This window comes from Immundisolibacter sp., assembly GCF_014359565.1.
In the GTDB taxonomy this organism is placed as follows: domain Bacteria; phylum Pseudomonadota; class Gammaproteobacteria; order Immundisolibacterales; family Immundisolibacteraceae; genus Immundisolibacter.
Window position 1 is genome coordinate 659,487 of record NZ_JACIZD010000001.1, and the last position, 26,375, is coordinate 685,861.

Sequence of the window (26,375 nt, forward strand, 5' to 3'; positions counted from 1 at the left end):
TAGCCGCAGACGCGGGGAAGTCCCCTGCACTGACGGGGGGACATCAAGGGGGAGAGGGGCGTCGCCGATGGCGATTGCCGTGACTCGGTCACTCGGGAGGGATATACCCAAGATGCAAACGCAAACTGTGAAGTCGGTTCGTGCGGCGCTGCCGGCCGGTGTGGTGGCCCTGCTGGGGTCGGCGATCCTGGCGCCGGGTAAGGCGGTCGCGGTGGAGTTCGAGTACTCCGGCTACATCCGCGAGCACCTGTCGGTCAACCTGCAGGACAACGACCAGTTCGAGCCCAAGGGCTCACCGGGCGGCAATCCGGCGACGTTCATCGGCGACGAGTTCGGTGGCCAGGGCGAGTTCTCGATGATCCGCCACAGCGGCAAGCTGGAAGCCTCGGCCGATTTCGGCCCGTTCCAGATTGCCGGCGTCGGACGCATTGCGCGCGAGACCCGCACCAGCTACGAGCGTGGTCTGCAGAATTCGTCGAAGGCCATTCCCGCGTACGTGACCACCGGGGCCTTTGGGTATGGCGCGCTCGCCGCGCCACCAGCGTTCGGCGGTTTTGGTGTGACCACGAATGCTAACGGTGGCCCCCTCATGCCGGGTGACGCAGTGTTCGCCAATGCCGGGCTGTTCGGCTACGGCGGCGGCACCACCGATGACCTGTTGCTGGACGACTACGACTCGACCGAACTGCGCGAGCTGTACGTCACGTTCGACATCACCGATCGCATGCACTTCAAGCTCGGCAAGCAGCAGGTGGTGTGGGGCGAGACCGATTTCTTCCGGGCCATGGACATCATCCACGGCTACGACCTGCGCTGGCGCTCGTTCCTGGAGCTCGAGAACGAGGAACTGCGCAAGCCGCTGAACCTGGCCAACGTCACCATCGATGTGCCGGAGCTGGCCGGTGCGCTGCAGCTGATCTACCGTCCGGGCTGGGATGGCGCCGACGACGTGGGCGACGACGGTCCCATCAACGGTGGCCGCTGGGCACCCGCGCCCTGGGCGGGCGCCGGTGTGACCAGCTCGCTGATCGGGCCGGTCAACCGCCACCACAAGTATGGCGACGAGGACGACGCCAACTACGGTTTTCGCTGGTCGGGCACCTTCAAGCAGGTGGGCTATTCGTTCGCCTACTACCGCGGCATCAGCAGCGAAGGCGTGACCACCTACAACCCGATCCTGAGCCCGGGCGGCAGCAACTGGCTGTGGGATCCCAAGGACAACGGGATTGGCCCCAATCAGCGCCTGGTGGAGCTGCTGTCGCCAAAGGTCGAGACCTACGGCTTCACCTTCAACGCCTACTCCGGCGCGCTGGATTCGGTGCTGCGCGGCGAGTTGGCCTTCACGCCCAACAAGCCCTACAACACCGGTACCCGTACCTACCTCGACCTGCTCGGTGCTTTTCAGGGGATGGGGACGTTGCCGCCGGCTGGAACACCCACACCAAGTGGGCCGATGCCGCCGTTGAAGGGCATTCTGAACGATCCGAACGATCCGGGCTCCGCCTATTCCGTGGGCAACCTGTTCACGGCCGACGGCACCCCGGTCGGGCTGGCCCTGGACGTGCCCGGCCTGGGTCCGGTGATCGAGAAGGACACCCTCAAGATCATGCTCGGCGCGGACAAGAACCTGAACTGGACCATGAACACGCTGGGCACCTCGCGGCCGGCGTTCTGGACCATGCAGCTGTTCGACACCTGGGTGTTGAACTTCGATCGGGACGACGACATCGTCGAGAACTTCGGGTTCGGCGCCTCGCGGCGTGAGCACCAGACGATACTGACCAATGCCTTCTCGTTCCCGTACAAGTACGACACGGTGACGCCGGGCATCGCGCTGGGTGTGGACCTGGGCAGTTTCGACTCGTTCCTGATCCCGTCGCTGGATCTGCAGTACGGCGACCACTGGCGGGTGCGTTTCGAGGCCGACCTGTTCTTCCCGACCCATGTCGAGAAGACCAACCTGGGCATGACGGACACCAAGACCCGTACGCTCGGCACCCTGCACAACCGCGACCAGTTCGTGGCGCGTATCACGTACCAGTTCTGAAGAAAACTGGGCGACGCGCCTGCAACCAACCCCTCCGGCTTTCGGCATCTGGCCGGTAGCCGGCGGGGCATATTTAACGAAGTGAGGAGTTACAGGATGTTCAAGACAGATTTTGTCCGCCTCCTGGCGGCGAGTGGCATGACCGCTGGGTTGATGCTGACCGGGCCAGCTATAGCCGAGGAAGTGGCCGACGGCACGCTGCTCAGCGCGGCCACCATCGACAGCCTGCTGGACAAGACCTTGGATGGTCAGCCCATTCGCAGCGTGCTGGTGGGTGAGCAGGAAAAAATGATCCGCCAGTACGGCTGGCAGATGAACCTGGTCAAGGCCAAGCCCGTCAACGTCACCTCGGGCCTGCTGGAGCTGACGGAAAAGCACAAGGGTGAAGCCAGCCTGGATGCCAGCAAGCGCCTGGTCAACCACACCGCCGGTGTGCCGTTTCCGGAGCTCGATCCAGCGGACCCGGATGCCGGTTACAAACTGACCTACAACATTCTGCGCGTCGGCTGGCTGGGCGATGCCCTGAACCTGCAGCCGCTGACGTTTCTGATCATCGACGGCAAGAAGGGTCTGGAAAAGGAGCAGGGCTGGGTGTACCGGCGCTTCCTGATGTCCGGCCGCTTGAGCGAGCCGCATGCATTGGACCCGAACATCGCCAAGTACGAAGCCCTGGTCAATGTGTATCCCAACGACACCCGCGGCCTAGGCCTGCTGACCGTGAACTACACCGATGGACGCTTGCCCGACGTGTATGCCTACGTGAAAAGCCTGCGCCGCGTGCGCCGGCTCTCGTCGGGGGCGTGGGCCGACCCGGTGCAAGGCACCGACCTGCTGTTTGACGATACGTTCGGCTTGAACCTGGACCCGACTTGGTACGAGAGCTGGAAGCTCATCGGCAAGCGCCAGGGTTTGGGTGTGGACCATTCGGTCCTGCCCTCGCTGGACGAAAAGGCCTCCGGCAAGGCGAAGTACCCGTTCATGAATCTGGCTGAAGCGCCGTACTGGAATTTCCAGCCGGACAACTACGAGGTCAAGGACGTCTACGAACTGGAAGGTAAACCCAAGAGCAACCATCTGGTCAGCCGCCGGCACATGTTCGTCGGTGCCACGCTGGGCGCACCCAAGTTCTACTGGCAGGATCACTACGACCGCAAGGGTGAACACTGGCACACCGAGTTCGTTGGCTACAAGGACGTCAAGTGGGATGATGGCCGCACAGGTCCGACCGTGACCGGCGTACTGCTGGTCGATGTCCAGCGTCTGCATGCCACGGCGTTTGGGTACTCGGCGGCATTCCACCATAATCCTCCGGACGCCAAGGCTGCCGATTACACACCGGAAGCTCTGCCGCGTATGCTTGAATAGTGCGATCAGCGGGGTTGGTTAGGCCGACCCCGCCGTTTCTGGTAACGCCGCCGCAGTCTTGCGGCGGTTTTTTTTCGCGGTACCAAGGCCGAGGCGGCTGGTGCCACAAATGACCCGGATTCTTCAGACGAGGCCTTAGGACATGGCGCAGCAGTCGATGACGTCGAGAATGTGGGCGATCTTGTCGCCCGTACTGGTGGTGGTAGCGCTGACTGCCTTGTCTCGGGTGCGGCTCGAAGTGCCGCGAGTGATTATTGAGCCGCCCGTGATCGAGACCCGGGACAGGTTCATGTCGGTGGCGGTGGTCGGCGACGTGTTCTGGGCCGTCGGGAAGGACGGCAAGATCATCCGCAGCGAGGATGCCGGCAAGACCTGGGTGCGCCAGACCACCGGCTTGCACACGAATTTTCAGTCCATTGCCGCCTGGGACGATCAAAAGGCGGTAGTGGTCGCCAATGAGGGCAAGGGCCTGGTGACGGCGGACGGCGGGCAGACCTGGCAGGCAATCACGCTGCCGGTGTCGGAGATGGGCAGCGGCAAGGTCCTGCGTGTGCGTCTGGACCCACAGGGGCGAGCCTGGGCCGTGTCCGAAATCAACGTCATCATGCGCTCGGCCGATTTCGGCAAGACCTGGGAGCGCTTGACGCAGGTCGACGACGACGTGGCCTGGAACGACATCGCCTTCACGGGCGAGGGGACCGCGTGCGTGGTGGGCGAGTTCGGTCGCCTGGCGTGCAGCGCCGATGATGGCGTGACCTGGGAGCCGCGCCCGACCAATGTGGAACCCAGCCTGATGTCGATCGTGTTTCGCGACTCGCAGCACGGGCTGGCGGTGGGTCTCAGCGGCATCGTCCTGGCCACGGATGATGGCGGAGCGAACTGGCGTCAGGTCCAGGTGGCGGCTCTGGAGCGGCATTTGTTTGACGTGATCTGGACCGGCGCTCGCTGGGTCGCTGTCGGCGACAAGGGCGTCCTGCTGACCGGCGACGCCGACACGGCGCACTGGGAAATCGGCCGCGTCAACCCGGCCGATTTCGCGTGGCACATTGCACTGGCGCGCCACGGTGAAGGCTTCGTGACGGTCGGCCTCAACGTCGGGCGTTGGGAGGCCGGCCAGTGGGAGCTGTTTGGCCCGCGCCTTCGCTAGCGCCTGAGCGCTCAGTCTTGCAGCAGCACGCAGTCATCAAGCAGGGAATCAGGTAATGCAACAGGTCAGTTGGATAGAGCGGTTTGCGGCGTACTGCATCGCACGCCGGGTGCTGGTGTCGTCGGTCATCCTCGCGCTCACGGTCATGTTTGGCTATTTCGCGGCGCACGTGGAGATCAAGACGATCTTTCACGATCTGCTGCCCAAGGGCCATCCGTTCATCGAGATCAACGACAAGTACAACGAGCGCTTCGGCGGACCGAACATCGTCTCGATCATGGTCGAGGCCGAGCAGGGCGACATCTTCCAGCCCAAGGTGCTCGAGCGCATCAAGCAGATCACGGACGAGCTCTACCTGGTGCCGGCGATCAATCAGTTCCAGGTGATCTCACTGGCGTCACGCAAGATCCGATCCATCAATTCGTCCACCGCGGGCATCGAAACCAAGCCGATGATGTGGCCGGAGTTGCCCAAGGACCAGGCCGAAATCGACCTGCTGCGCGAACAGGTGCTGGCCAGCCCGTTGGTTTACGGCCGTTACGTGTCGGCCGATCTGCGCTCGGCGCTGGTGACGGCCGACTTCATCGACCGCCTGATCGACTACGAAAAACTGTACGACGGCGTCACCCGCATCGCCGAGAAGTACAACGGCGACGGCGTGCGCGTGCGCGTGGTGGGCGAACCCCTGTTGACCGGCTGGGTGGTGCATTTCCTGCCCGAGACCTTCCATCTGTTCCTGATCACCATCGCCATCATGGCGGTCTTGTTGTTCGTCACCGTGCGCACCTGGCGGGGCATATTGCTGCCGATGCTGGCCGGCGTGGTCAGCGCGGTGTGGGCGCTGGGCATCGCGAGTCTGTGCAAGGTCAATTTTGATCCGTTGATCATCGTCGTGGCCTTCCTGGTGACGGCTCGGGCGATATCGCACGCAGTGCAGATGCTGGCGGCCTTCGACGATGAAGTCGAGCGCGGTCATGTGCCGCGTGATGCAGCGGCCAAGGCCTTGGTGGCCCTGTTCCGGCCTGGCATGCTGGGCGTGGTGGTGGATGCGGTGGCGGTGGCCATCGTGGCTGCCATGCCGATGCCGCTGTTGCAGAAGACCGCATTTGTTGGCGCGGTCTGGCTGGGCACCATCGCAGTGTCCGCCATGGTGCTGGTGCCGACCTTGCTGTCGTGGGTGACCAAGCCGCATGCGGTGGCGTTTCCGATCGACACCAACCGCTGGGTGTTGCGCCCGATCCTGAACCTGTGCGGGACACTGGTGCTCGGTCGTCGGTCCGTCGCGGTGGTGCTGATCGGCCTGGCGGCGCTGTTGGCATCGGGTTTCTATGCCACCAAGGTGACGGTGGGTGACGCCTTGCCCGGCACGCCGCTGTTGTGGCCGGATCATCCGTACAACGTCGATGCCAAGGCGATCAACGATACCTTCCAGGGCAGCGACCAGATGTTCGTGGTGCTGGAGGGCGAAGGCCCCAACGCGCTGAAGGACCCCGAGGTACTGACCAACGTCGACAATTTTCAGCGGTACCTGGAAACGCAACCGCAGATCGGTGGCACCGTGTCCGTGGTGGATCTGATCGGGCCGGTGAATGCGAACCTGCACGAGGGCAATCGCCGTTTCGAGGAACTGGGTCCGACGGCGGACATCAACGGCGAGCTGCTGTTCATGTACATGCAGGGCACCGACCCGGGCGATATGGACCGCTTCGTGGACGCCGATTTCAAGGACGGCGCGGTAACCATGTTCTTCCGCGACCACAAGGGCGACACCATCCGCACCGCCGTGTCGCGTATCGAGGAATACCTGGAAAACAATCCATTGCCGGGCGAGTCGACCTATAAGCTGGCCGGCGGGCTGGTGGGTGTACTGGCCGCAGTGAACGAGGAAGTATTCGCGCGGCAGGTCGAGAGCATTGCGCTGGCCTTGCTGACGCTGTTCGTGTTGTCTGCCATCGCCTATCGTTCGACGGTGGCCGGCCTGTTCTATATGCCACTGGTGGTCATGTCGAACACGATCACGTTCGCGTTCATGGCTTGGAAGGGCATCGGCATGAACATCAACACGCTGCCGGTGGCTGCGCTGGGCATAGGCTTGGGCGTAGACTATGCGTTCTATATCGTCGATGGCGTCAAGGAGCGCTTCGAGGAAACCGGCGACGTGATGTCGGCCATTAGCGGCTCCTTGCGTACGGCCGGTCGCGGCGTGCTGATCACCGGTGGCACCATGATCGCCGCGGTGCTGGTGTGGTACGCCTCGTCGCTGAAGTTCCAGGCCGAGATGGGGCTGCTGATGGCGCTGTGGCTTACCGTGTCGGCGATCACATCGCTGTTGTTGATCCCGGCCATGATCTATGTGTTTCGCCCGGCCTTCGTGTTCGGGGATGGTACGGCTCACGCGGCACCGAAGGAGGCGCTGGCGTGATGGCGCTTGTGGCGGGCGACGTGCGCCCGCCGTGGTTTCAGTTATGGGGATGACATGTCGGATTTGATCAAGCTGTGCAAGGTGCAGGACGTGGCGCCGGGGCAATCCTTGCAGGTGGACGCCGAAGGGCTGCCCGCGCTGGCTGTCTACAACCTCGAAGGCGAGTACTACGTCAGCAACAATATGTGCACCCACGGCATGGCCTGGATGACGGACGGCTATGTCGAGGGCGACGAGGTCGAGTGCCCGTTCCATGGCGGTCGCTTCAACATCCGCACCGGGGAGCCGACGGCGTTTCCGTGCGTGGTGCCGCTGCAGACCTACCCAGTGACGGTGGTCGATGGCGAAGTGTGCATCCAGCGGCCGGCGGCCTGAGGGTTGCCTTGGCCATCCTGAAGAATCAGCCCGGGTTTGAGCATGCTTGATCTGTCTGCACTGACTCCGGTCGACCTGCACTATCAGGTCGGCAAGCTGCTCAGCGACTACGTCGAATGCATAGACGACGACCGCCTCGAGGAGTGGCCGGACTTGTTCGTCGAGGATTGCCTTTACCAGGTGATCGCCCGCGAGAATGCGGACCGCGGACTGCCGACCTCGGCCATGTATTGCGACAGTCGCGGCATGTTGCGCGACCGGGTGGTGGCGTTGCGCCATGCCAACATCTACGCCAAGCACTATTACCGGCACGTGCTCAGCAACGTCAATGTCAAGGGCGTGCAGGACGGCGAGGTGCTTGTGCAGAGCAATTACGTGGTGCTGCAGACGCTGGTCGAAGGCGACACCAAGGTGTTCAACGCCGGCAAGTACCTGGACCGGATCGTGGCCACGCCCGACGGACTGCGTTTCAAGCGCAAGGTGGTGGTGTTCGATACCTACCGGATTCCCAACCTGCTGGTGACACCGCTCTAAGTCGCGCAAGATTGGCTGCTCATCCAGCGCCAGATCGGAGGCTCCCCCCATGAATGCAATACGCGAACCGGCCCTTGGGCACTTGCGCTGGCCAACCGCCGGCGGCAGTCGAGTTCCCTACGGCGTCTTCACCGACCCGGCCATTTACGAGCTGGAACAACAGCGATTGTTTCGCGGCGACGCCTGGTCGTTCGTCGCGCTCGAAGCGGAGATTCCCGCCAGCGGCGACTACAAGTCGACCTTCGTTGGCGACTCGCCGGTGGTGGTCAGTCGTGCCGAGGACGGCTCGATCCATGCCTACGTCAACCGCTGTGCGCATCGTGGCGCCGCGATCTGCCGCGAGCTGCGCGGCAACGTGCAAAACCACACCTGCGTCTACCACCAATGGGCGTATGACCTCAAAGGCAACCTGATCGGCGTGCCGTTCCGGCGCGGCCTGAACGGCCAGGGCGGCATGCCGGCTGATTTCGACATGAAAAAGCACGGCTTGCAGAAGCTGCGCGTCGAGTCTTACGGTGGGCTGGTGTTCGCAACCTTCTCGGAGTCGGTGGAGCCCCTTCCGGACTACCTGGGCCCAATGCCGTGCAAGGCCATCGACCGCATCATGAACCGGCCGATCACGGTGCTGGGCGACCAGCGCCAGTACGTGGCCGGCAACTGGAAGCTGTACGCCGAGAACACCCGCGACCCGTACCACGCCAGCCTGCTGCACCTGTTCCACTGTACCTTCGGCCTGTATCGGTCCAGCCAGAAAGGCGTGAGCGTCATGGACGCCAAGCGTCGGCACTCCATGTTGACTGCCATGCGGGGCACTGACGAAGGCATGGTTGATGGCTATCAGGACACCCGCACCTACAACACGGATTTCACGCTGGCCGATCCGTCGGTATTGGCCGGCCGGCCGGAGTTCGACGACGGCGTCACGCTGGTGATCCTGGCCGTGTTCCCGAACCTGGTCGTCCAGCAGATCGCCAACACGCTGGCGGTGCGCCAGATCATCCCGCGCGGCGTCGACAAGTTCGAACTGGTCTGGACGCAGTTCGGCTACGTCGACGATGACGCCCAGATGCAGGCCATCCGCAACAAGCAGGGCAACCTGATCGGCCCGGCCGGCCTCATTTCCATGGAAGACGGCGAGGCGGTCGAGATCGTGCACCGCTCGATCATTCGCGACCAGGACCAGACCTCCTACATCGCCATGGGCGGCGAGCAGGCCAAGGATGCCGAGCACCTGGTGACCGAGGGCAGCATCATCGGTTTCTGGGAGTACTACCGCGAGGCGATGGGCTGGGCAGCCTGAGCGATTCTGAGCGATACCGACGAGGAGGGCGTCATGGCGTCTAAGGTCATTGATTTTTATATTGATTTCACAAGTCCGTTCACGTATCTGTGCAATATCAAGTTGCCGGATCTGGCCGCCAAGTACGGTTACCAGCTCAATTACCATCCGATCGACATCCCGACCGCAAAGCTGGCAGCGGGCAACTACGGTCCTTCCAACCGGCAGGTGCCGGCCAAGATTCGCGCGCTGATGCAGGACCTGAATCGCTGGGCGGCGCACTACGGCGTGCCATTCACGTTTCCCAAGGGCCTGAACGCCTGGCGCATGAACATCGGCACCTTTTACGCCATTGAAAAAGGCAAGGCGCGCCAATATGTGGACGAGGCCTATCGCCTGGTGTGGGCGGACGGAGTCGATCCGAACGACGACGCCGTGCTGCGCGGACTGGCCGAGACTGTGGGTCTGGATGCCGACGCTTTCATGGCGTATGTGTCCTCGCGCGAGGGTGAAAAGGCGTACGAGGCATCGCGGGTCGCAGCGCACGCGCGGGGCGTGTACGGCGTGCCGATCATGATGGTCGACGACCAGATTTGGTGGGGCAACGACCGGCTGATGTTTGTCGAGGAATACCTCAAGGCCCACGCCGCCTGAGGGAAAGGCAAGAGGGTTAGGGTTCCATGCCGATTTATGAGTACGCCTGCCGCGCCTGTGGCGTGCAGCGCGAGGTGATGCAGAAGGTCAGCGATGCGCCGCTGACGCACTGTCCGGCCTGCGGGGCTGAAGCGTTCGAGAAAAAAGTCTCGGCGGCCGGCTTCCAGCTCAAGGGCGGTGGCTGGTACGTGACCGATTTTCGCGACGGAGCCCGCAAGACGGTGGGTGGCACGGACACGGCGGGCGATGCGCCTGCGACCCCTGCACCCGCAAGCACTCCGGCCAGCGGCGACAGCAAGCCCAGTACGTCGGCCCCGGCCAGCAGCGCGGCGTCGGTCGACTGAAGCGGTATCCTGCGGCGCCAGGCAGGCGGGGCCAGTCCCGTCCGCCTGGCGCCTTTTGCATTTTCTGAAGCGGGCGATCGGATACCCATCGCCCGAACAACGAGCATCGGAGCCTCTAGTGCGTAGCGTCTATTGCGGCTTGGTCGACAGCGCGGCCCTGGGTCAGACCGTCACCCTGTGCGGCTGGGTGCACCGTCGGCGCGATCACGGCGGCGTGATCTTCATCGACCTGCGCGACCGCGAGGGCCTGCTGCAGGTGGTGATCGACCCGGACACCGAGGCGGCCTTTCGCACTGCCGAGCTGGTGCGCTCCGAGTACGTGCTCAGGGTCGTCGGCACCGTTCGGCGCCGGCCGACGGGCACCGAAAACACCGCCATGCGCAGCGGCGAGGTGGAAGTGCTGGCCAGCCACATCGAGGTGCTGAACGCCGCCCAGACGCCGCCGTTCCAGATCGACGAGGACGAGGTCCACGAGGAAAAGCGTCTGCGTTACCGGTACCTGGACCTGCGCCGGCCGGCCATGCTGGACCGCCTGCGCTTGCGGGCACGGGTCAGCGGCTGGTTGCGGCGGTTTCTGGAGGCCGACGGCTTCATTGAGGTCGAAACGCCCATCCTGACCCGCGCCACGCCGGAAGGCGCGCGCGACTATCTGGTGCCAAGCCGCGTGCATCAGGGCAGCTTTTTCGCCCTGCCGCAGTCGCCGCAGCTGTTCAAGCAGATTCTGATGATGGGCGGCCTGGACCGTTATTTCCAGATCGCGCGCTGCTTTCGCGACGAGGACCTGCGCGCCGACCGCCAGCCGGAGTTCACGCAGCTGGACATCGAGGTCTCGTTCCTGGACGAGGACGCCTTCATGGCCATCATGGAGCGCATGATCCGCGGGCTGTTTGCGGACGTGCTGGGCGTTGAGTTGCCAGACCCGCTGCCGCGCATGAGCTACGCCGAGGCCATGTCCCGTTTCGGCATCGACCGGCCGGATTTGCGCAACCCGCTGGAGCTGGTCGAGGTCTCGGACCTCCTGCGCGAGACCGACTTCAAGGTCTTCTCCGGCCCCGCCAACGATCCGGAAGGCCGCGTCGCCGCCCTGTGCGTGCCCGGTGGTGGCGCCAGCATGAGCCGGCGCGATCTGGACAACTACGTCGAGTTCGTCAAGCAGTTCGGCGCCAAGGGCCTGGCCTACATCCGCCTGGCCGAAGGTGCGGATGGTGGCGTCGAATGGCAGTCGCCGATCGTCAAGTTCCTCAGCGGCGAGACCGTTGCCGCCATCCTGGAGCGGGTCGGTGCCACCGTGGGCGACGTGGTGTTCTTCGGTGCCGACAAGGCGAGCGTCGTCAATGGCTACCTGAGCCAGCTGCGCAGCAAGCTGGCGGACGATCTTGGCCTGCTCGATGGCGGCTGGAAGCCGCTGTGGGTGGTCGATTTCCCGATGTTCGAGCACGATCCGGACAGCGGCCGCTGGCAGGCGCTGCACCATCCGTTCACTGCCCCGCAGGTGCCCGACACGGACGCCATGCTGGCGGATCCCGGGCGCTGCCTGTCGCGCGCCTACGATATGGTGCTCAACGGCTCGGAAATCGGCGGCGGCTCGATCCGCATCCACCGGCCGGACATGCAGCAGGCCGTGTTCGGCCTGCTCGGCATCGGCGAGGAAGAAGCGCAGGCCAAGTTCGGCTTCCTGCTGGAGGCGCTCGGCTACGGCGCGCCGCCGCACGGCGGCATGGCCTTTGGCATCGACCGGCTGGTGATGCTGATGGCCGGTGCCAGCTCGATCCGCGACGTGATCGCCTTCCCCAAGACGCAGCGCGCGCACTGTCCGTTGACGGACGCGCCCTCGACCGTAGACGATAGCCAGCTGCGGGAACTGGGCATCCGCAGCGCGCTCAAGAAGCCCGCAACCACCTAATCTGCATAGCGATTTTCGTCATGGCCGGCCATTCCAAATGGGCTAACATCCAGCACCGCAAATCGGCGCAGGACGCCAAGCGCGGCAAGCTGTTCACCAAGCTGATCCGCGAGCTGACCACCGCCGCCCGCAGCGGCGGCGCCGATCCGGCCACCAACCCGCGCCTGCGCACCGCCATCGACAAGGCGCTGGCGGCCAACATGACGCGCGACACCATCGACCGCGCCACCAAGCGCGGCGCCGGTGGTACCGATGGTGATAACTACGAGGCGGTGCGCTACGAGGGCTACGGCCCGGGCGGCGTGGCCATCATGGTCGATTGCCTCACCGACAACCGCAACCGCACGGTCGGCGAGGTGCGCCACCTGTTCTCCAAGCGCGGTGGCAACCTGGGCACCGACGGCTCCGTGGCGTATCTGTTCGAGGCCCGCGGCAGCATTGTCCTGCCGGCGGATATAACCGAGGAGCGCGCCTACGAGCTGGCGCTCGAAGCCGGCGCCGACGACGTGCTGGTGCAGGACGGCACTATCGAACTGCTGACCGCCTTCGATCGCCTGCACGAGGTGCGCGAGGCGCTGCTGGCGCTGGGCGTCACGCCGCAGTCGGCGGAGCTGGCCGAGCGGCCGACCACGTCGGTGCAGCTGGACGCCGAACAGACGCTGCAGGTGATCAAGCTGCTGGATGCGCTCGAAGACCTGGACGACGTGCAGCAGGTGCACTCGAACGCGGAGTTCTCGGACGAGGCGCTGGCAGCGCTGGCCTGACGGGGCGGCGTGACGCGCATACTGGGCATCGATCCTGGCTCGCGACTGACCGGTTTCGGACTCATCGACGCCCGGCGCGGGCGCGCGCAGTACGTCGAAAGCGGCGTCATCCGCATCGATCCGGGGCCGCTGGACGCGCGCCTGGCCTGCATTTTCAGCGGCATTACCGATCTGCTGGCCGAGTTTCAGCCCACCTCGGTCGCCATCGAGAACGTATTCATGCACCGCAACGCCGCCTCGGCGCTCAAGCTCGGCCAGGCCCGCGGCGCCGCCATCGTGGCGGCGGCCGTGGCCGGCGTCGCGGTGGCCGAGTACACGCCGGCCGAAATCAAGCTCAGCGTGGTCGGCAACGGGCGTGCTGCCAAAGCCCAGGTTCAGTTCATGGTCAGCCGGTTGCTGGGGCTGGCCGCCCTGCCGCGGGTCGATGCCGCCGATGCCCTGGCCGGTGCGCTGTGCCATGCGCAGCGCCTAGCCAATGATCTGCCTTCGACAGCCAGCCGGCGGCGCCGATGATCGGACGCATCGCCGGCACGCTGCTCGCCAAATCGCCGCCGATGCTGCTGGTGGACGTGGGCGGCGTGGGCTACGAGATCGACGCCCCGATGAGCACCTTCTACCGCCTGCCGGCCATCGGTGAGCCGGTGCTGCTGCACACGCATCTGCTGGTGCGCGAGGACGCGCAGCTGCTGTACGGCTTCGCCAGCGAGGCCGAGCGGGCGCTGTTTCGCCAGTTGCTCAAGGTCACTGGCGTCGGGGCGAAGTTGGCGCTGGTCATCCTGTCCGGCGTGGCGGTGGACGAACTGCTGGCCATTGTTGGCGATGCCGATGCGGCGCGTCTGGTGCGCATTCCCGGCATTGGGCGCAAGACCGCCGAGCGCCTGATCCTGGAACTGCGCGAGCCGCTGGGGCGCATGGCGAGCACGCCGGCCAGCGCCCTGGCGCCGCATGGCGACGCCCTGCAGGATGCGGCCAGTGCGCTCGAAGCGCTGGGCTACAAGCCAACCGAGGCACGCGCGGCGCTGCGTGACCTGGCGGCCGAGGATCAGAGCAGCGAAGACCTGATCCGGGCGGCGCTCAGACGGCTGATGCGGGGCTAGTACTCTGCTTCGCAAATACCGGAACATGAAAACGCGTCTTCCGACTCATGGCGGCGTTGCTCATCCTCGCAATAGCGACAGCTATTGCTGCGGTTCGCGCCTTGCCCTGAGCCGGAATCCATCGTTTTCATCCTGTTCCTTGATTTACGAAGCAGAGCACTAGGCATGGCAATCGAACGCGACGGCATCCTCAAACCCCAGCCGGTGGCGGTAGAGGAAGTGCATGTCGAGCGCGGCATCCGGCCAGGTCGCCTCGCCGATTACGTCGGCCAGCAGGCGATCCGCGAGCAGCTCGACATCTTCATCGGCGCCGCCCAGGGCCGCAAGGAGGCCATGGACCACGTGTTGCTGTACGGCCCGCCGGGCCTGGGCAAGACCACACTGGCGCACATCATTGCCCACGAGCTGGGCGTCGGCCTGCGCACCACCTCCGGACCGGTACTGGAGCGGCCGGGCGATCTGGCCGCCATCCTGACCAATCTGGCTCCCAACGACGTGCTGTTCGTGGACGAGATCCATCGCCTCAGCGCCACCGTGGAGGAGGTTCTCTACCCGGCGCTGGAGGATTTCCAGCTCGACATCATGATCGGCGAGGGGCCGGCGGCGCGCTCGATCAAGCTCGACCTTCCGCCGTTCACGCTGATCGGCGCTACCACGCGTGCCGGCCTGCTGACATCGCCGCTGCGCGATCGCTTCGGCATCGTGGCGCGGCTGGAGTTCTATACCGAGGAGGAACTGACGCTGATCGTGCAGCGCGCGGCGCGGCTGTTTGATTTTGTGCTGGACGAGGGCGGCGCCCACGAGCTGGCGCGCCGCTCGCGTGGCACGCCGCGCATCGCCAACCGCCTGCTGCGCCGGGCGCGTGATTACGCACAGATGCGCGCTGACGGCGCCGTGACGCGCGAGGTGGCCGACGCGGCGCTGGCCATGCTGGGCGTCGACCAGCGCGGCCTGGACGGCAACGACCGGCGCCTGCTGTCGGCCGTGCTGCAGAAGTTCGGCGGCGGCCCGGTGGGTGTGGACAACCTGGCGGCGGCCATCGGCGAGACGCGCGACACCATCGAGGACGTGATCGAGCCGTACCTGATCCAGCAGGGCCTGCTGATGCGCACGCCGCGCGGGCGGGTGGCCACCGAGGCAGCCAGTCTTTACCTGGGCCTGGCGCCGGCCGTGGCGCGCGGCGCTGCGCGGGACGATCTGTTCGACGACTGAATTTGTGCCGGCAGCGGGCGCAGTGCCGGCCGGCAGGTAAAATTCCGCGCTGCGGCAATGGTCTTAAGTGGCCGATGGCGCCGCCGCCTCACCGCAACCCTTCCCAAACACCCCCGCGGAGCATTGCTTGGCCAACGAGTTATCCATTGCCCACCTGGTGTTGGGGGCAGGTCCGGTCGTCAAAACCGTCATGGTGATCCTGCTCGGGGCCTCGGTGCTGTCCTGGACCATCATGCTGCGCAAGCGGCGCGCGTTTGCGCAGGTGGCGGCAGCCATCGAAGCCTTCGAGCGGCGCTTCTGGTCCGGTCAGGACATGGAAGAGCTCTACAAGGCGGCCGCCGGCAGTATTTATCCGCCGGGCAGCGTCGAGGGCCTGTTCATCGGTGGTTACCGCGAGTTCCGGCACCTGTACGAGCAGCCACATCTGCCGATCGAGGCGGCGCTCGATTCCGCCCAGCGCGGCATGCGGGCCGGCATGTCGCGCGAGATGGAGGCGCTCGACGAGCACTTGCCGTACCTGGCCACGATCGGCTCGATCAGCCCGTACATCGGCCTGTTCGGTACCGTGTGGGGCATCATGAGCGCCTTCCAGTCGCTCGGTACCACCGGTCAGCCAACCTTGGCTTTGGTCGCGCCGGCCATCTCCGAGGCGCTGGTCGCCACCGCCATGGGTCTGTTCGCGGCCATTCCGGCGGTGATTGCCTACAACCGCTTCGCGTCGGTGGTGGATCACCGCGCCGGCCAGTACGAGGCCTTCATCGAAGACTTCATGAGCCTGCTGCAGCGCCAGGCACATGCGTTTCGAGCCGGCCTGGGACAGCGCGGCGGCGTGAAGGGCTGACCGGCATGGCGCAGACGCAGGGCCGCCGCAGGCGCGGCCGGGTGGTGGCGGAAATCAACGTCGTGCCCTACATCGACGTGATGCTGGTGCTGCTGATCATTTTCATGATCACCACGCCGTTGCTGGAGCAGGGCGTGAAGGTGGACCTGCCGCAGGCCGAACAGGGCGAGCAGGTCGAACAGGAAAAACAGACCCCGATTCAGGTCACCGTGGACAAGGACGGCCGGTATTACTTCGACTTCGAGACTTATCGCAGCGAAGAGGGCAAGCCGGAGACTGCTGAGCGGCTGATTGCTCTGACTCAAGTGGCGCTGGAGAAGGCGCCCGATGCGCCGGTAGTGGTGCGCGGGGACAAGGCGGTGCCGTATCAGGCGGTCATCGACGCCATGGCCCTGCTCCAGCAGGCGGGCGCCAGGAAGGTCGGCCTCATCACCCAGGTTGCCGACTGAGCGCATGGCGAAACGGCGCGGCTCGAGCGGCGATCTGTCCCGCCCCCTGTTCTGGGCGGTGCTGGCTCACGTTGCCCTGATTCTGCTGCTGACGGTGGGCATCGATCTGTGGAAGGACAAGCCGGCGCGCCCGGCCGGCCAGCCGATCGAGGCCGAAGTGATCGACCCGGCGGCCCTGGATGCGGCCCGCGAACGGATCGATGCCGCTGAAAAGGCCCGTGCCGAGGCGGACCGTGCGCGTCAGGCCAAGCTCGAGGAGGAGCAGCGGCGCATCGAAGAGCTTCAGCGCCAGCGCGAGCGCGAACAGGAGCGTGCGCAGGCTGCCGCCGAGCAACGTCAGCAGGAGGAAGCCGCGGCTGCGAAAGCCGTCGAACAGGCGCAGCGCGAACGCGAGGCGGCCCAGCAAGCCGCGCAGGCAAAGCAGCAGGCGCAGGCCGAGGCACGTGCCGCTGCGGAAAAAGCCGCAGCGGCCAAGGCGGCAGCAGAAAAAATTGCCGCCGAGAAGGCCGCTGTTCAGAAAGCAGCAGCCGACAAAGCTGCGGCCGACGCCAAGCAACAGGCGGATGCGATCGCCGCCAAGCAGGCGGCCGAGCAGAAACTCCAGCAGGAACAGGCGGCCAAGGCGGCGGCCCAGAAAGCAGCAGCCGAGAAAGCTGCTGCCGAGAAGGCCGCCGCTCAGAAAGCGGCGGCCGACAAAGCCGCAGCGCAACAGGCAGCCGCCGCCAAGGCTGCAGCGGACAAGGCCGCGGCAGATAAAGCAGCCGCGCAGGCCGCCGCTGCAAAGGCTGCCGCCGACCAAGCTGCCGCCGCGCAGGCAGCGGCCGGGGCCGCCGAGCAGGCAAACCAGATCAACGGCTTTGTCGCGGCAATCCAGCGGCAGGTGCAGGCGCGCTGGCGCAAGCCGCTGAACTGGCCGCCGGGCCTGCGTTGCGAGCTGCGCGTGAAACTGCTGCCCAGCGGCGAGGTGATCGGTGCGCAGGTGGTGGCATGTGGGGATGATCCGGCCTTCGTCGAGTCGGTCGAGCAGGCGGTGATGGCGGCGTCGCCGTTACGGGTTCCAACGGATATCAGGCTGTTCAATGAACATTTCCGAAACTTCATTTTCGAGTTCAAGGCGGATGCGGTTTGACCTGCGCTGGATGGGGCTGCTGTTGCTGGCCCTGGTCGGCGCGGCGCACGCGGAGCTGCGGATCGAGATCACGCAGGGCGCGGCGCAGACCATCCCGATCGCCGTCGTGCCGTACGCCAACGACGGCGGGGCCGACTCCATTCACGCCGTGGTCGGGGCCGATCTGACGCGCTCCGGGCAGTTTCGCGTGGTGGCCGACGAGCAGATGCTGTCGCGCCCGACCGAGGCGGCGCAGGTCGATTTTCGCGACTGGCAGCTGGTGATGGCCCAGTACCTGACCATCGGCCGGATATTGCCGCAGCCGGACGGGCGCTTCACGGCCGAGTTCGAGCTGTTCAACGTCGCCACCGGCCAGCGCATGACCGGCGCCCGCTTTCCGGGCGTTGCGCCGGCCAGCAAGCGCCGCCTGGCGCACCACATCGCCGACTTGATCTACGAAGCCATCACCGGCGTGCATGGCGTGTTCGGCACTCGCGTGACCTACGTGACGCAGGTCGGCAACAACTACGAGCTGCAAATCGCCGACGCCGACGGCTACAACCCGGTCACGGTGCTGCGCACGCAGGAGCCGATCCTGTCGCCCACCTGGTCGCCGGATGGCCGGTTCGTCGCCTATGCGACCTACGCCAACCGGCGGGCCGCCATTTTTCGTCAGGATGTCAGCACCGGCGTGCGCCAGCTGGTGGCGTCGTTTCCGGGTCTGAACGGCGCCCCGGCGTTTTCCCCGGACGGCGGTCGTATTGCGATGGTGCTGTCCAAGGATGGCAACCCGGACATCTACGTGATGGACCTGGCCGGCGGCCCGCCGCGGCGCATCACCCAGCATTACGCCATCGACACGGAGCCGAGCTGGTCGCCCGACGGACGCTACATCTACTTCACGTCCGATCGCAGCGGTGGCCCGCAGGTCTATCGTGTGCCCGCCAGCGGTGGCGCCGAGGAGCGGGTGACCTTCGACGGCAACTACAACACCCGCCCGGCGGTGTCGCCCGACGGGCGCAAGATCGCGATGGTGCACGGGGCAGCGGGGCGCGGCTACCGGATTGCCGTGCTCGACATCGCCAGCCGCCGACTCGACGTACTGACCGATGGTCCACTTGACGAATCGCCGGGCTTTGCGCCCAACGGACAGGTCATCATCTATACTGCGAAATCCGGTGGCGCCGAGGCGCTCGCCACTGTTTCGATCGATGGCAATGTTCGCCAGCGCCTGGGCGTCGTCCAGGCCAAAGTGCGAGAACCCGGTTGGTCGCCGTTCGGTGCCACACCCTGATTTCCCCCCAACGCTCGTGAGGAGCTTCTGCCCATGAAGAAGTTTTTGTATGTGTGCGTGATTGCCCTGACCGCCGTGGCTGCGACCGGTTGCGGCAAGAAAGCCACCACCCGCGCCGGGGGCGATGCGGCATCGACGTCCGGCACCGCCGGCACCGGCACGGGGGCGGATGGTGCCTACGGGGCCGGTTCCGGCACCGGATTTGCGGCCGGCTCGCTGGATGATCCCAGCAGCCCGCTGTCGCAGCGCAAGATCTACTTCGGCCTGGATCGCTACGACGTCACCGATGAATATCGTTCGCTGGTCGAGGCGCACGCCGGCTATCTGCGCAGCAGCCCGAGTGCGGCGGTTACGCTGGAAGGCCATACCGACGAGCGCGGCTCGCGCGAGTACAACATCGCGCTGGGCGAGCGCCGCTCGAACGCGGTGCGCGACCTGCTGGTGGCGCTGGGTGCCTCGGCAAGCCAGATCACCACGGTCAGCTACGGCGAGGAAAAGCCGGCCTCCGATTGCCATGACGAGAGCTGCTGGTCGCAGAACCGGCGCGTGGAAATCGTCTACACCGCACGGTAATTGCTGATGCTGCACCGTTCCGGCCGCCGCGGCGGCGCATTGCTCGTCTTGCTGGCGCTGGCCGGCGCGGTGTCGGCAGCGACCAGTCCCAAGGACTTCGACCAGCGTCTGACGGCGCTGGAGCAGGCGGCCAGCGCCGCCGGTGCAGGGGCTGGCCAGAGCCAGGCGCAGGTGGTGATGCAATTGCAGCAGATGCAGGCCGAGCTGCGCCAACTGCGGGGCATGGTGGAGGAATCCGCCAATCAAGTGCAGCAGCTGCAAAAGCGCCAGCGCGAGTTCTATCTGGATCTCGACGGTCGGCTGAGCGCGCTGGAAGGGAGGGGGGCGCCGTCCGGTGGGGCTGCTGCGCCGCCAGCCGAGCCGGGGCCTGACGCCGCAGCGCCGAGCCTGCCACCCGGCGGGTCGGCAGGCGTCGATGCGCCCGCATCGCCGGGGCCCGCGTCGTCTGCCGCAGATGTCGGGCCGGTCGAGAGGCCAGTTGCGTCGGTCAGCGACGCTGCACCGGCGGCGCCGGTCATTGCTCCGTCTCCTGCGCCGGTGCCCGCCGGCCAGGTGGCATCGGTTGCGCCGGCCGCGGTTGCGGCGGATGCCGGCGGGGAACAGGCTGCCTATCGGGCGGCTTCCGAGCTGCTGCGCATCGGACGCTACGAGGACGCCATCGCCGGCTTCCAGGCGCAGCTTCAGCAATATCCGGGCGGCAGTCTTGCCGACAACGCGCAGTACTGGATCGGTGAGGCGTACTACGTCACGCGCCAGTTCGACCGTGCGCTGGCCGAATTCCAGCGCGTCGTGGCGCAGTATCCACAGTCGCCCAAGGCGGCGGACGCCCTGCTCAAGGTGGGTTATATCCAGTACGAGCGTCGGCAGTTCGCGGCCGCCCGCCAGACGCTGACGGACCTCAAGACCACCTGGCCCAACAGCCCGGCCGCCCGTCTGGCGGACAACCGCCTGAGCCGGATGAAGGAAGAGGGCGTCTGAGCCGCCCGCCGGCTGGTTTGCAATGACCGTACATGCCCAGGCTGCGCCGGCGCACGTGCCGGTGGTTCGCCTCAAGATCACCGAAATCTTCCATTCGATACAGGGTGAAGGCCTGACGGCCGGCGTGCCGACGGTGTTCGTGCGCCTGACCGGCTGCCCGCTGCGTTGCAGTTACTGCGATACCGCCTATGCATTCACGGGCGGCGAGTACCTGCAGCTGCCGGCGATCCTGAGCCGCGTGGCGGCCTTCGCGACCTCGCATGTGACCGTAACCGGCGGCGAGCCCTTGGCCCAGGCCGGCTGCCTGGAGCTTCTGAGCGCCTTGTGCGACGCGGGTCATCAGGTGTCGCTCGAAACCAGCGGCGCGCTCGACGTGGCGGCGGTCGACCGGCGCGTGGTGCGCGTGCTCGACCTGAAAACGCCATCATCCGGCGAATGCGCCCGCAACCTGTATGCAAATCTGGACCTGCTGCAGGCGAGCGATCAGGTGAAATTCGTGCTGACCGATCGGGCCGACTACGACTGGGCGGTCGAAACCGCCAAGCGGTATGACATTGCCAGCCGGGCCTGCGTGCTGTTTTCTCCCGCCTTCGGCTTGCTCGACGCCGCCACGCTGGCCGACTGGATGCTGGCCGACCGGCTGCCCTTTCGCCTGCAGTTGCAACTGCACAAACTGCTGTGGGGCGAGGTGCCGGGCCGATGAATGAGTCCGCGCGTGGCCCGGCCGTCGTGCTGCTGTCCGGCGGGCTCGATTCCGCCACGGTGCTGGCCATGGCGCGCGCTGATGGCTATCTGTGTCATGCGCTGAGCATCGACTACGGACAGCGTCACGGCGCGGAACTGGCGGCGGCGGCGCGGGTGGCCGCTGCCGGCGGAGCGGCCAGCCATCGCACGGTCTCGGTCAACCTCGACGCCATCGGTGGCTCCGCCCTGACCGATGTGTCGATCGATGTTCCGTCGTCGCCCAGCGCCGGCATACCGGTGACCTACGTGCCGGCCCGCAACACGGTGTTCCTCGCCATCGCACTGGGTTACGCGGAAGTGTTGGCCGCATCAGCCATCTTCGTGGGCGTCAACGCGGTCGACTATTCCGGCTATCCGGACTGTCGGCCGGCGTTCATCGACGCATTCCAGGTCCTGGCGGACGTCGCCACCAAGGCCGGCGTGGAAGGCCAGGGGCCACGCATCGCCGCGCCGCTGCTGCGACTATCCAAGGCCGATATCGTTCGCCGTGGTCAGGAACTGGGCGTCGATTATGGGCTCACGGTGTCTTGTTATAATGCCGACCCGCAAGGCCGGGCCTGCGGCCAGTGCGACGCCTGCCGCCTGCGGGCGGAAGGCTTTCGCGCCGCCGGCGTGGCCGATCCCACCATCTATTTCCCCGCCTGACCGTATCCATTCCGGCCCATTCGGGCCTGCCCCCACGGGGCCGTTAGCTCAGTCGGTAGAGCAGCGGACTTTTAATCCGCGTGTCCTGGGTTCGATTCCCAGACGGCCCACCAATAAAAACAATCACTTAGACCATTTTACCGCTCTGTTCATTGTTGGCGAGGCGCGCCTCAGGCGCGTTTTTTTCTTCCTGCGCTTCCTGCGGGCAGTATCGAACGGCTGATGTTAGGTACCATGTAGAAAGCGCCATCGACAGCTAGGCTGAGCGCTCGTTCTGGTCGTTACGCTAGGTGTAGCGGGCCTTCCCGGTCGTCTTTCGAGACGGATTTTATGTCATTATTTACATATTTATTCAGTCAAAAGATAGATATTGATAAGCATGTCGGGGGTTATTTATGAAACGGACTCTGTGGAATACATCAGTCGCAGCGCAAGACCCCAGCCTAAAGAAGATTGTGCTTTCTATTGAGCAGAAAGCTAGGCTGACAAAAATCGTTTCTGATTCCATGGTTGATTATACGCGCCGTGACGCATCTAAGACACCGCATGTTGTTGTCAAGAAAAGTACGGAGCGGAGCTAAATATAAAGTTTCTTCGGGCTGTTAACATGCGAAATTCTCTCCTAGTCTATAATTTGGAGAGTAGCCCGCTACGGCAGATGGATTTACCTCAAGCGAATTACATTCGAGGGTATTTGGCGGGCCTTCCTTCAGTTACTGTTGTGGAGGAGCCGAGTTATTTCGATAAAGACTACCTCTCAGAATTTGCTAGCTTTTACTCGACTTCGGCTAGGTCTTATCCAAATATTTGTAGGCGTTGGCACTTCTTCTCTGGAGCGTCAATTTCACGAGATACTCTGCGCCGATTTGCAGCCGGTCAAAAGAAAACGCTTCGCAGGCTCCAAGAGTGCTATGTTGGATTTTCTGTCATTCGACCTATCCCGTCGGCTCCATTCGGAAAAACTGTTCTCAAATGGTATCCTGATCAAGACTTGGATACGCCTCGCGTAACCAATCCATCGCGGCCATATCATGTTCATCTCTTGGGTCAGGAGTTAACCGTGACCGGTCTCGCGTGGCAACAGCAGGATGTTGCGGTGGCGGCCTGTGCGACTGTAGGTCTGTGGACGATGTTTCAATCTTCAGCGTTTGATGAGAATCACGCAATTCCAACCACTGCGGAGATTACAAAAAAGGCCAACTTGGGTTTTTCGGCTGGCAGGCGGATATTCCCAAGCAGGAGTCTTACTTGGGAGCAGATTAGTGAGGCCATCAAAGCATGTGATCTCTCCCCATTGGTGATTGACGGAGATATTGAAACGAACCATAGTGGGCGTGGCTTCTCAAAAAAATTGTTTGCCACTACCTGCGCGGCTTTTATTCGATCTGGCTATCCGGTCTTAATGTTGGGGCATATTCTCGGGGGTGGTGGGCATGCAACTGTCGCAGTTGGGTTTCGTTCGCGTTTGTCAGATAAAGTAGCGCTGCCAAATGTCGTACCGCAAGATTCTAGTATTAATGTTATATATGTCAACGAGGACAACGTTGGTCCTTATGTAAGAACGGAAATCGGGTTTGTTGACGAAGTTGACCAGCGCGAAGACCAGCGTGTTTGTCTTAGGGATCGGCCTCCAGCCTATGCGCAGAATGCGGCTGCCATTGGGTATGAGTTTGTTCCTAGGCAGCTTATTTGTGGGGTTCATAATGATTTGAGAATGGGGCACGACCAGCTGCTTGGCTATGCGGAGTGGCTTGCGGGGGTCTTTTCTCAGGTGCTTGAGGTTGCAAGCAGCGCGCGTGGTGTTCAGTATGATGGGCCACTTTTCTCAGCGCGATTTGTTCGGTTGGCCGACTATTTGGGTCAAGGGCTCAAAGAGCTATTGAGTGACGTGCCTGCTGTTCTATCGAAAGTACGGTTGGGCTTGGTGGAACACGTGCGGCCCATGCCCCTTTACATTGGGTTGATCAGAATAGGTTTAAGTGATTCGCATTCGTCAGTGCTTGCAGACATTCTTTTGGATACAACCGACACGGACCATAGTCCGACTACCGCTCTCGCGTTGGTTAGTTACTTGCCGCTAGTGTCCGCCTCTTTTCGGCAGTGGGCGATTCCTATTGTTGACGCATTTTAACTTTTTTATTGCTGTGCGTGGCAAGGGGTTTTGTCGCGGTCGACCGGGTCAATGTCGGTAGACATGGGTCGATTTGATGAGGGGAAGTGCCGATGTCAGCGGGGCGCGTACAGTTATTGACAGTACTCCAAGGCCACTCGCGCTAACGCGCTTGTGGGTGAAAACTCCAGGTTTACGTTCTGAACAACGCGCCACTCGTGAAGTCGGGTTGGTACAGTGATTACGCCAGCCTCAACGCCGACTATCTGGTAACCAATCGGTTCGCCGTATAGGCCCAGCCGGTCTGACCAAGCGCGGGCCAGCGTGACGTTGAGCTCTTTGCGCTGCACATAGGGGCCACCCAGGACTTCCACGAAGTCGGCCCAGCTTCCCGTGTCTGCTGCTTGTCTTGCCGCTTCGAGCACGCCTTCCGGCGCTTGCGCGATGCGGCGCAATTCGCGCCAGATGCTCACCGGCGGCCCGCCGATTTGCTGGAATTGTCGAATGCCCCAGGTGCTCGCCCAGGCTGTCACCCTCTCGGCGGCCGTTTGTCCGTCCTGCCCGGATTCGTCCTCGTCGATATAGGTGCCGTCCACGTTCTTCGAGACGTACTTGGCGACGTACCCGGTCGCACGGCCTTTGCTGCGGTCGATCGCTATCGCTTCGAAACGGTGGGTGGCCGCGCCCGGCTCGTCGGGGTGTTCCGACAGGGCGTAGTGACGAAGAATTTCTCTTACCGTTTCGGTTTGATTGGGGCGCATGAACATCAGCACATGCCAATGGGGCGTTTCGTCGTGGTGTGGTTCGGCAATACGAAGGCCGTAGGGGCGAACGCCAGCGCGGGCCAATGCTGTCCGGGCGCGCGCCCACAACTTGCACAGGTAAGCCTGTGCTTCACCCGGTGTTGTGGCGTCATAGCGTGGATTCGGGTCTCCGCTCACCGATAAGCTGCGGTGCATGCGTCCCGGACAGGTGATCGTGTAGAACTCGCCGACATCGCCGCTACGGTCGGCCCGGAAGTGGGCCGACATCCGGCGGTTCCTGGCCGCCGCAGCCGCTGACCGGGGGCGCTCGAAGGGTCGCCCCTGGTCGTCTTCGATGTCGACGCAGCGGGCGACGGACAAGGTCGCCGAATCGGACAAAATAGCGGACATTCCGGGCAATGCGTTTCAAGCGTATGATCGGCAACCGGCTGTCATATAAGAAAATTATTGACCATACAACAGGACATTCTGGTGGACATCCAGGACCCACAAAAGCTTGCCCTACGTGTCGAGACTGACCGCTTCGGCCCGTTCACGTTTCAGGTCGGCCTGAACCTGCAGGCGCTGGAACTGCCGCTGGTGCGGATCAAGGATGCTCATCGGCGTTTCATCGGCTCGCCGCTCGCGCAAGTGGCCAACCAGCTTGAGCAGGAAGTGCTGGTGGAGTCCGTGCACGGCACCAACACCATCGAAGGCGGCGACCTTACCCCAGAGGAAACGGGCGCGGTGCTGGCGCTGCCGCCGGAGCAGATCAAGGCGGAGCGGCAGCTACGGGTGCGCAACATCAAGGCGGCCTACGATCTGGCCCATGCCACGGCGGCCGATCCGCGCTGGCGCCTCGACGTCGATTTCCTGCGCGCCGCGCACCTCACCCTGTGCCGTGACCTGCCCCATGAGAACTACCAGCCGGGCGTCATCCGCAACAATCCCCGCAACAGCATCACGCGCGTGGGTGACGCCGCGCACGGCGGCCAGTACAAACCGCCCCAATACGGTCGGGACATCGAGCGCCTGCTGCAGGGATTGGTGCACTGGCACGACACGCTGCTGGACGCTGGCGTACCCCCGACCATCCGGGCGCCGCTGGTGCACCTTTACTTCGAACGGATTCACCCGTTCTGGGACGGCAATGGCCGGGTCGGCCGCGTCATCGAAGCAACGCTGCTGCTGCAGGGGGGGTTCCGCTACGCACCGTTCGCGTTGTCGCACTTCTACCTGGAGCATATCGACGCGTATTTCAGCCTATTCAACACCTGCCGCAAGGCGGACGAAGCCGACAAGGCGCATCCGAACCAGGCGTTCGTGGCCTTCCACCTGGACGGCATGCGCCAGACGCTGGATGCGCTTCACGACCGGGTGAACCGTATCGTCGATCAGTTGCTGTTCGATGCCCGCCTGGTGGCCGCGCTTGAGGCTGGGGAACTCAACCCGCGCCAGTACGCCATCGTGCGCAGGGTGCTGGACAACGGCCGGCCGCTCGCGCTGACCGAGCTGCGTCAAAGCTCGGCCTACCAGACTCTCTACCGCAAAAAAACGGACAAGACCAAACAGCGCGACCTGCGCCGGTTGCGCGAGCAGGGCTGGCTGCGGGTGGATGCCGGCGGCATGTTGAGGCCGGGCATTACCGCCGGACCAGATGATGGCGTGCCCTGAAGGCAGCCGGCGCGAGGGGCGTCGCTGTTATCGCGGCGGGCCGGCAGGCATGGGCGGATCAGGTCTCGCCGCC

At 64.3% G+C, this 26,375-nt stretch carries 25 protein-coding genes and 1 tRNA gene; 25 read left to right on the top strand and 1 reads right to left on the bottom strand.

Annotated elements, in window-relative coordinates; all coding sequences use genetic code 11:
* Positions 1-112 precede the first annotated feature (112 nt).
* From H5U26_RS03195 to H5U26_RS03310, 24 genes are all read left to right on the top strand, one after another.
* Positions 113-2,047, top strand: coding sequence for a DUF1302 family protein (locus H5U26_RS03195; protein ID WP_290616574.1), 1,935 nt, complete (start codon positions 113-115; stop codon positions 2,045-2,047).
* 96 nt (positions 2,048-2,143) lie between these two features.
* Positions 2,144-3,412, top strand: coding sequence for a DUF1329 domain-containing protein (locus H5U26_RS03200; protein WP_290616576.1), 1,269 nt, complete (start codon positions 2,144-2,146; stop codon positions 3,410-3,412).
* A gap of 142 nt (positions 3,413-3,554) precedes the next feature.
* Positions 3,555-4,559, top strand: coding sequence for a YCF48-related protein (locus H5U26_RS03205; protein ID WP_290616578.1), 1,005 nt, complete (start codon positions 3,555-3,557; stop codon positions 4,557-4,559).
* A 55-nt stretch (positions 4,560-4,614) separates the two neighbouring features.
* Complete coding sequence (locus H5U26_RS03210) at positions 4,615-6,981, top strand: efflux RND transporter permease subunit (protein WP_290616580.1); 2,367 nt, start codon at positions 4,615-4,617, stop codon at positions 6,979-6,981.
* A gap of 54 nt (positions 6,982-7,035) precedes the next feature.
* Positions 7,036-7,356 carry a non-heme iron oxygenase ferredoxin subunit gene (locus H5U26_RS03215; RefSeq protein WP_290616581.1) on the top strand — a complete coding sequence of 107 codons (321 nt, stop codon included), beginning with the start codon at positions 7,036-7,038 and terminating at the stop codon, positions 7,354-7,356.
* A gap of 42 nt (positions 7,357-7,398) precedes the next feature.
* A complete protein-coding gene (locus tag H5U26_RS03220; protein ID WP_290616582.1) occupies positions 7,399-7,890 on the top strand; it encodes an aromatic-ring-hydroxylating dioxygenase subunit beta in 492 nt (163 codons plus the stop codon).
* 49 nt (positions 7,891-7,939) lie between these two features.
* Entirely contained in the window at positions 7,940-9,190 is a 1,251-nt protein-coding gene (locus H5U26_RS03225) for an aromatic ring-hydroxylating dioxygenase subunit alpha (RefSeq protein ID WP_290616584.1), read from the top strand.
* Between the two features lie 33 nt (positions 9,191-9,223).
* Positions 9,224-9,823: a 2-hydroxychromene-2-carboxylate isomerase gene (locus H5U26_RS03230; protein ID WP_290616586.1), complete on the top strand. Its 600-nt coding sequence runs from the start codon at positions 9,224-9,226 to the stop codon at positions 9,821-9,823.
* Between the two features lie 26 nt (positions 9,824-9,849).
* Positions 9,850-10,167: a zinc ribbon domain-containing protein gene (locus tag H5U26_RS03235; RefSeq protein ID WP_290616588.1), complete on the top strand. Its 318-nt coding sequence runs from the start codon at positions 9,850-9,852 to the stop codon at positions 10,165-10,167.
* Positions 10,168-10,285: 118 nt separating this feature from the next.
* On the top strand, positions 10,286-12,070 hold the full coding sequence (gene aspS / locus H5U26_RS03240) for an aspartate--tRNA ligase (protein WP_366055863.1): 1,785 nt from the start codon (positions 10,286-10,288) through the stop codon (positions 12,068-12,070).
* Between the two features lie 20 nt (positions 12,071-12,090).
* Positions 12,091-12,834, top strand: a complete 744-nt coding sequence (locus H5U26_RS03245) for a YebC/PmpR family DNA-binding transcriptional regulator (protein WP_068805496.1) — start codon at positions 12,091-12,093, stop codon at positions 12,832-12,834.
* A 9-nt stretch (positions 12,835-12,843) separates the two neighbouring features.
* Complete coding sequence (gene ruvC / locus H5U26_RS03250) at positions 12,844-13,347, top strand: crossover junction endodeoxyribonuclease RuvC (RefSeq protein WP_290616594.1); 504 nt, start codon at positions 12,844-12,846, stop codon at positions 13,345-13,347.
* A complete protein-coding gene (ruvA, locus tag H5U26_RS03255) occupies positions 13,344-13,931 on the top strand; it encodes a Holliday junction branch migration protein RuvA (protein ID WP_290616596.1) in 588 nt (195 codons plus the stop codon). Before ruvC ends, ruvA begins: the two co-directional genes overlap by 4 nt.
* A gap of 165 nt (positions 13,932-14,096) precedes the next feature.
* Positions 14,097-15,143, top strand: a complete 1,047-nt coding sequence (gene ruvB / locus H5U26_RS03260; RefSeq protein WP_290616598.1) for a Holliday junction branch migration DNA helicase RuvB — start codon at positions 14,097-14,099, stop codon at positions 15,141-15,143.
* Positions 15,144-15,270: 127 nt separating this feature from the next.
* On the top strand, positions 15,271-15,984 hold the full coding sequence (gene tolQ, locus H5U26_RS03265) for a protein TolQ (protein WP_290616600.1): 714 nt from the start codon (positions 15,271-15,273) through the stop codon (positions 15,982-15,984).
* A 5-nt stretch (positions 15,985-15,989) separates the two neighbouring features.
* Positions 15,990-16,433 (top strand): protein TolR, encoded by a 444-nt coding sequence (gene tolR, locus H5U26_RS03270; RefSeq protein WP_290616602.1) that lies wholly within the window; start codon positions 15,990-15,992, stop codon positions 16,431-16,433.
* Positions 16,434-16,437: 4 nt separating this feature from the next.
* Entirely contained in the window at positions 16,438-17,562 is a 1,125-nt protein-coding gene (tolA, locus tag H5U26_RS03275) for a cell envelope integrity protein TolA (protein ID WP_290616604.1), read from the top strand.
* Positions 17,552-18,835: a Tol-Pal system beta propeller repeat protein TolB gene (gene tolB / locus H5U26_RS03280; protein WP_290616606.1), complete on the top strand. Its 1,284-nt coding sequence runs from the start codon at positions 17,552-17,554 to the stop codon at positions 18,833-18,835. The genes tolA and tolB overlap by 11 nt, the downstream gene beginning before the upstream one ends.
* Positions 18,836-18,868: 33 nt before the next feature.
* Positions 18,869-19,408, top strand: a complete 540-nt coding sequence (gene pal, locus H5U26_RS03285) for a peptidoglycan-associated lipoprotein Pal (protein ID WP_290616608.1) — start codon at positions 18,869-18,871, stop codon at positions 19,406-19,408.
* Between the two features lie 6 nt (positions 19,409-19,414).
* Positions 19,415-20,386 carry a tol-pal system protein YbgF gene (gene ybgF / locus H5U26_RS03290; protein WP_290616610.1) on the top strand — a complete coding sequence of 324 codons (972 nt, stop codon included), beginning with the start codon at positions 19,415-19,417 and terminating at the stop codon, positions 20,384-20,386.
* A gap of 22 nt (positions 20,387-20,408) precedes the next feature.
* The gene (gene queE, locus H5U26_RS03295) at positions 20,409-21,089 is read left to right on the top strand and encodes a 7-carboxy-7-deazaguanine synthase QueE (protein WP_290616612.1); all 681 of its coding nucleotides are present in this window, start codon (positions 20,409-20,411) and stop codon (positions 21,087-21,089) included.
* On the top strand, positions 21,086-21,775 hold the full coding sequence (gene queC, locus H5U26_RS03300) for a 7-cyano-7-deazaguanine synthase QueC (RefSeq protein ID WP_290616614.1): 690 nt from the start codon (positions 21,086-21,088) through the stop codon (positions 21,773-21,775). Before queE ends, queC begins: the two co-directional genes overlap by 4 nt.
* A 37-nt stretch (positions 21,776-21,812) precedes the next feature.
* Positions 21,813-21,888: transfer RNA gene (locus tag H5U26_RS03305), tRNA-Lys, on the top strand.
* A 545-nt stretch (positions 21,889-22,433) separates the two neighbouring features.
* Positions 22,434-23,906 carry a hypothetical protein gene (locus tag H5U26_RS03310; protein ID WP_290616616.1) on the top strand — a complete coding sequence of 491 codons (1,473 nt, stop codon included), beginning with the start codon at positions 22,434-22,436 and terminating at the stop codon, positions 23,904-23,906.
* 113 nt (positions 23,907-24,019) lie between these two features.
* Here H5U26_RS03310 and H5U26_RS03315 read toward each other — a convergent pair whose 3' ends face one another.
* Positions 24,020-24,916, bottom strand: coding sequence for a replication endonuclease (locus H5U26_RS03315; protein WP_290616618.1), 897 nt, complete (start codon positions 24,914-24,916; stop codon positions 24,020-24,022).
* Between the two features lie 180 nt (positions 24,917-25,096).
* Between H5U26_RS03315 and H5U26_RS03320 the strand changes: the two genes are divergently transcribed.
* A complete protein-coding gene (locus H5U26_RS03320) occupies positions 25,097-26,302 on the top strand; it encodes a Fic family protein (RefSeq protein ID WP_290616620.1) in 1,206 nt (401 codons plus the stop codon).
* Positions 26,303-26,375 lie beyond the last annotated feature (73 nt).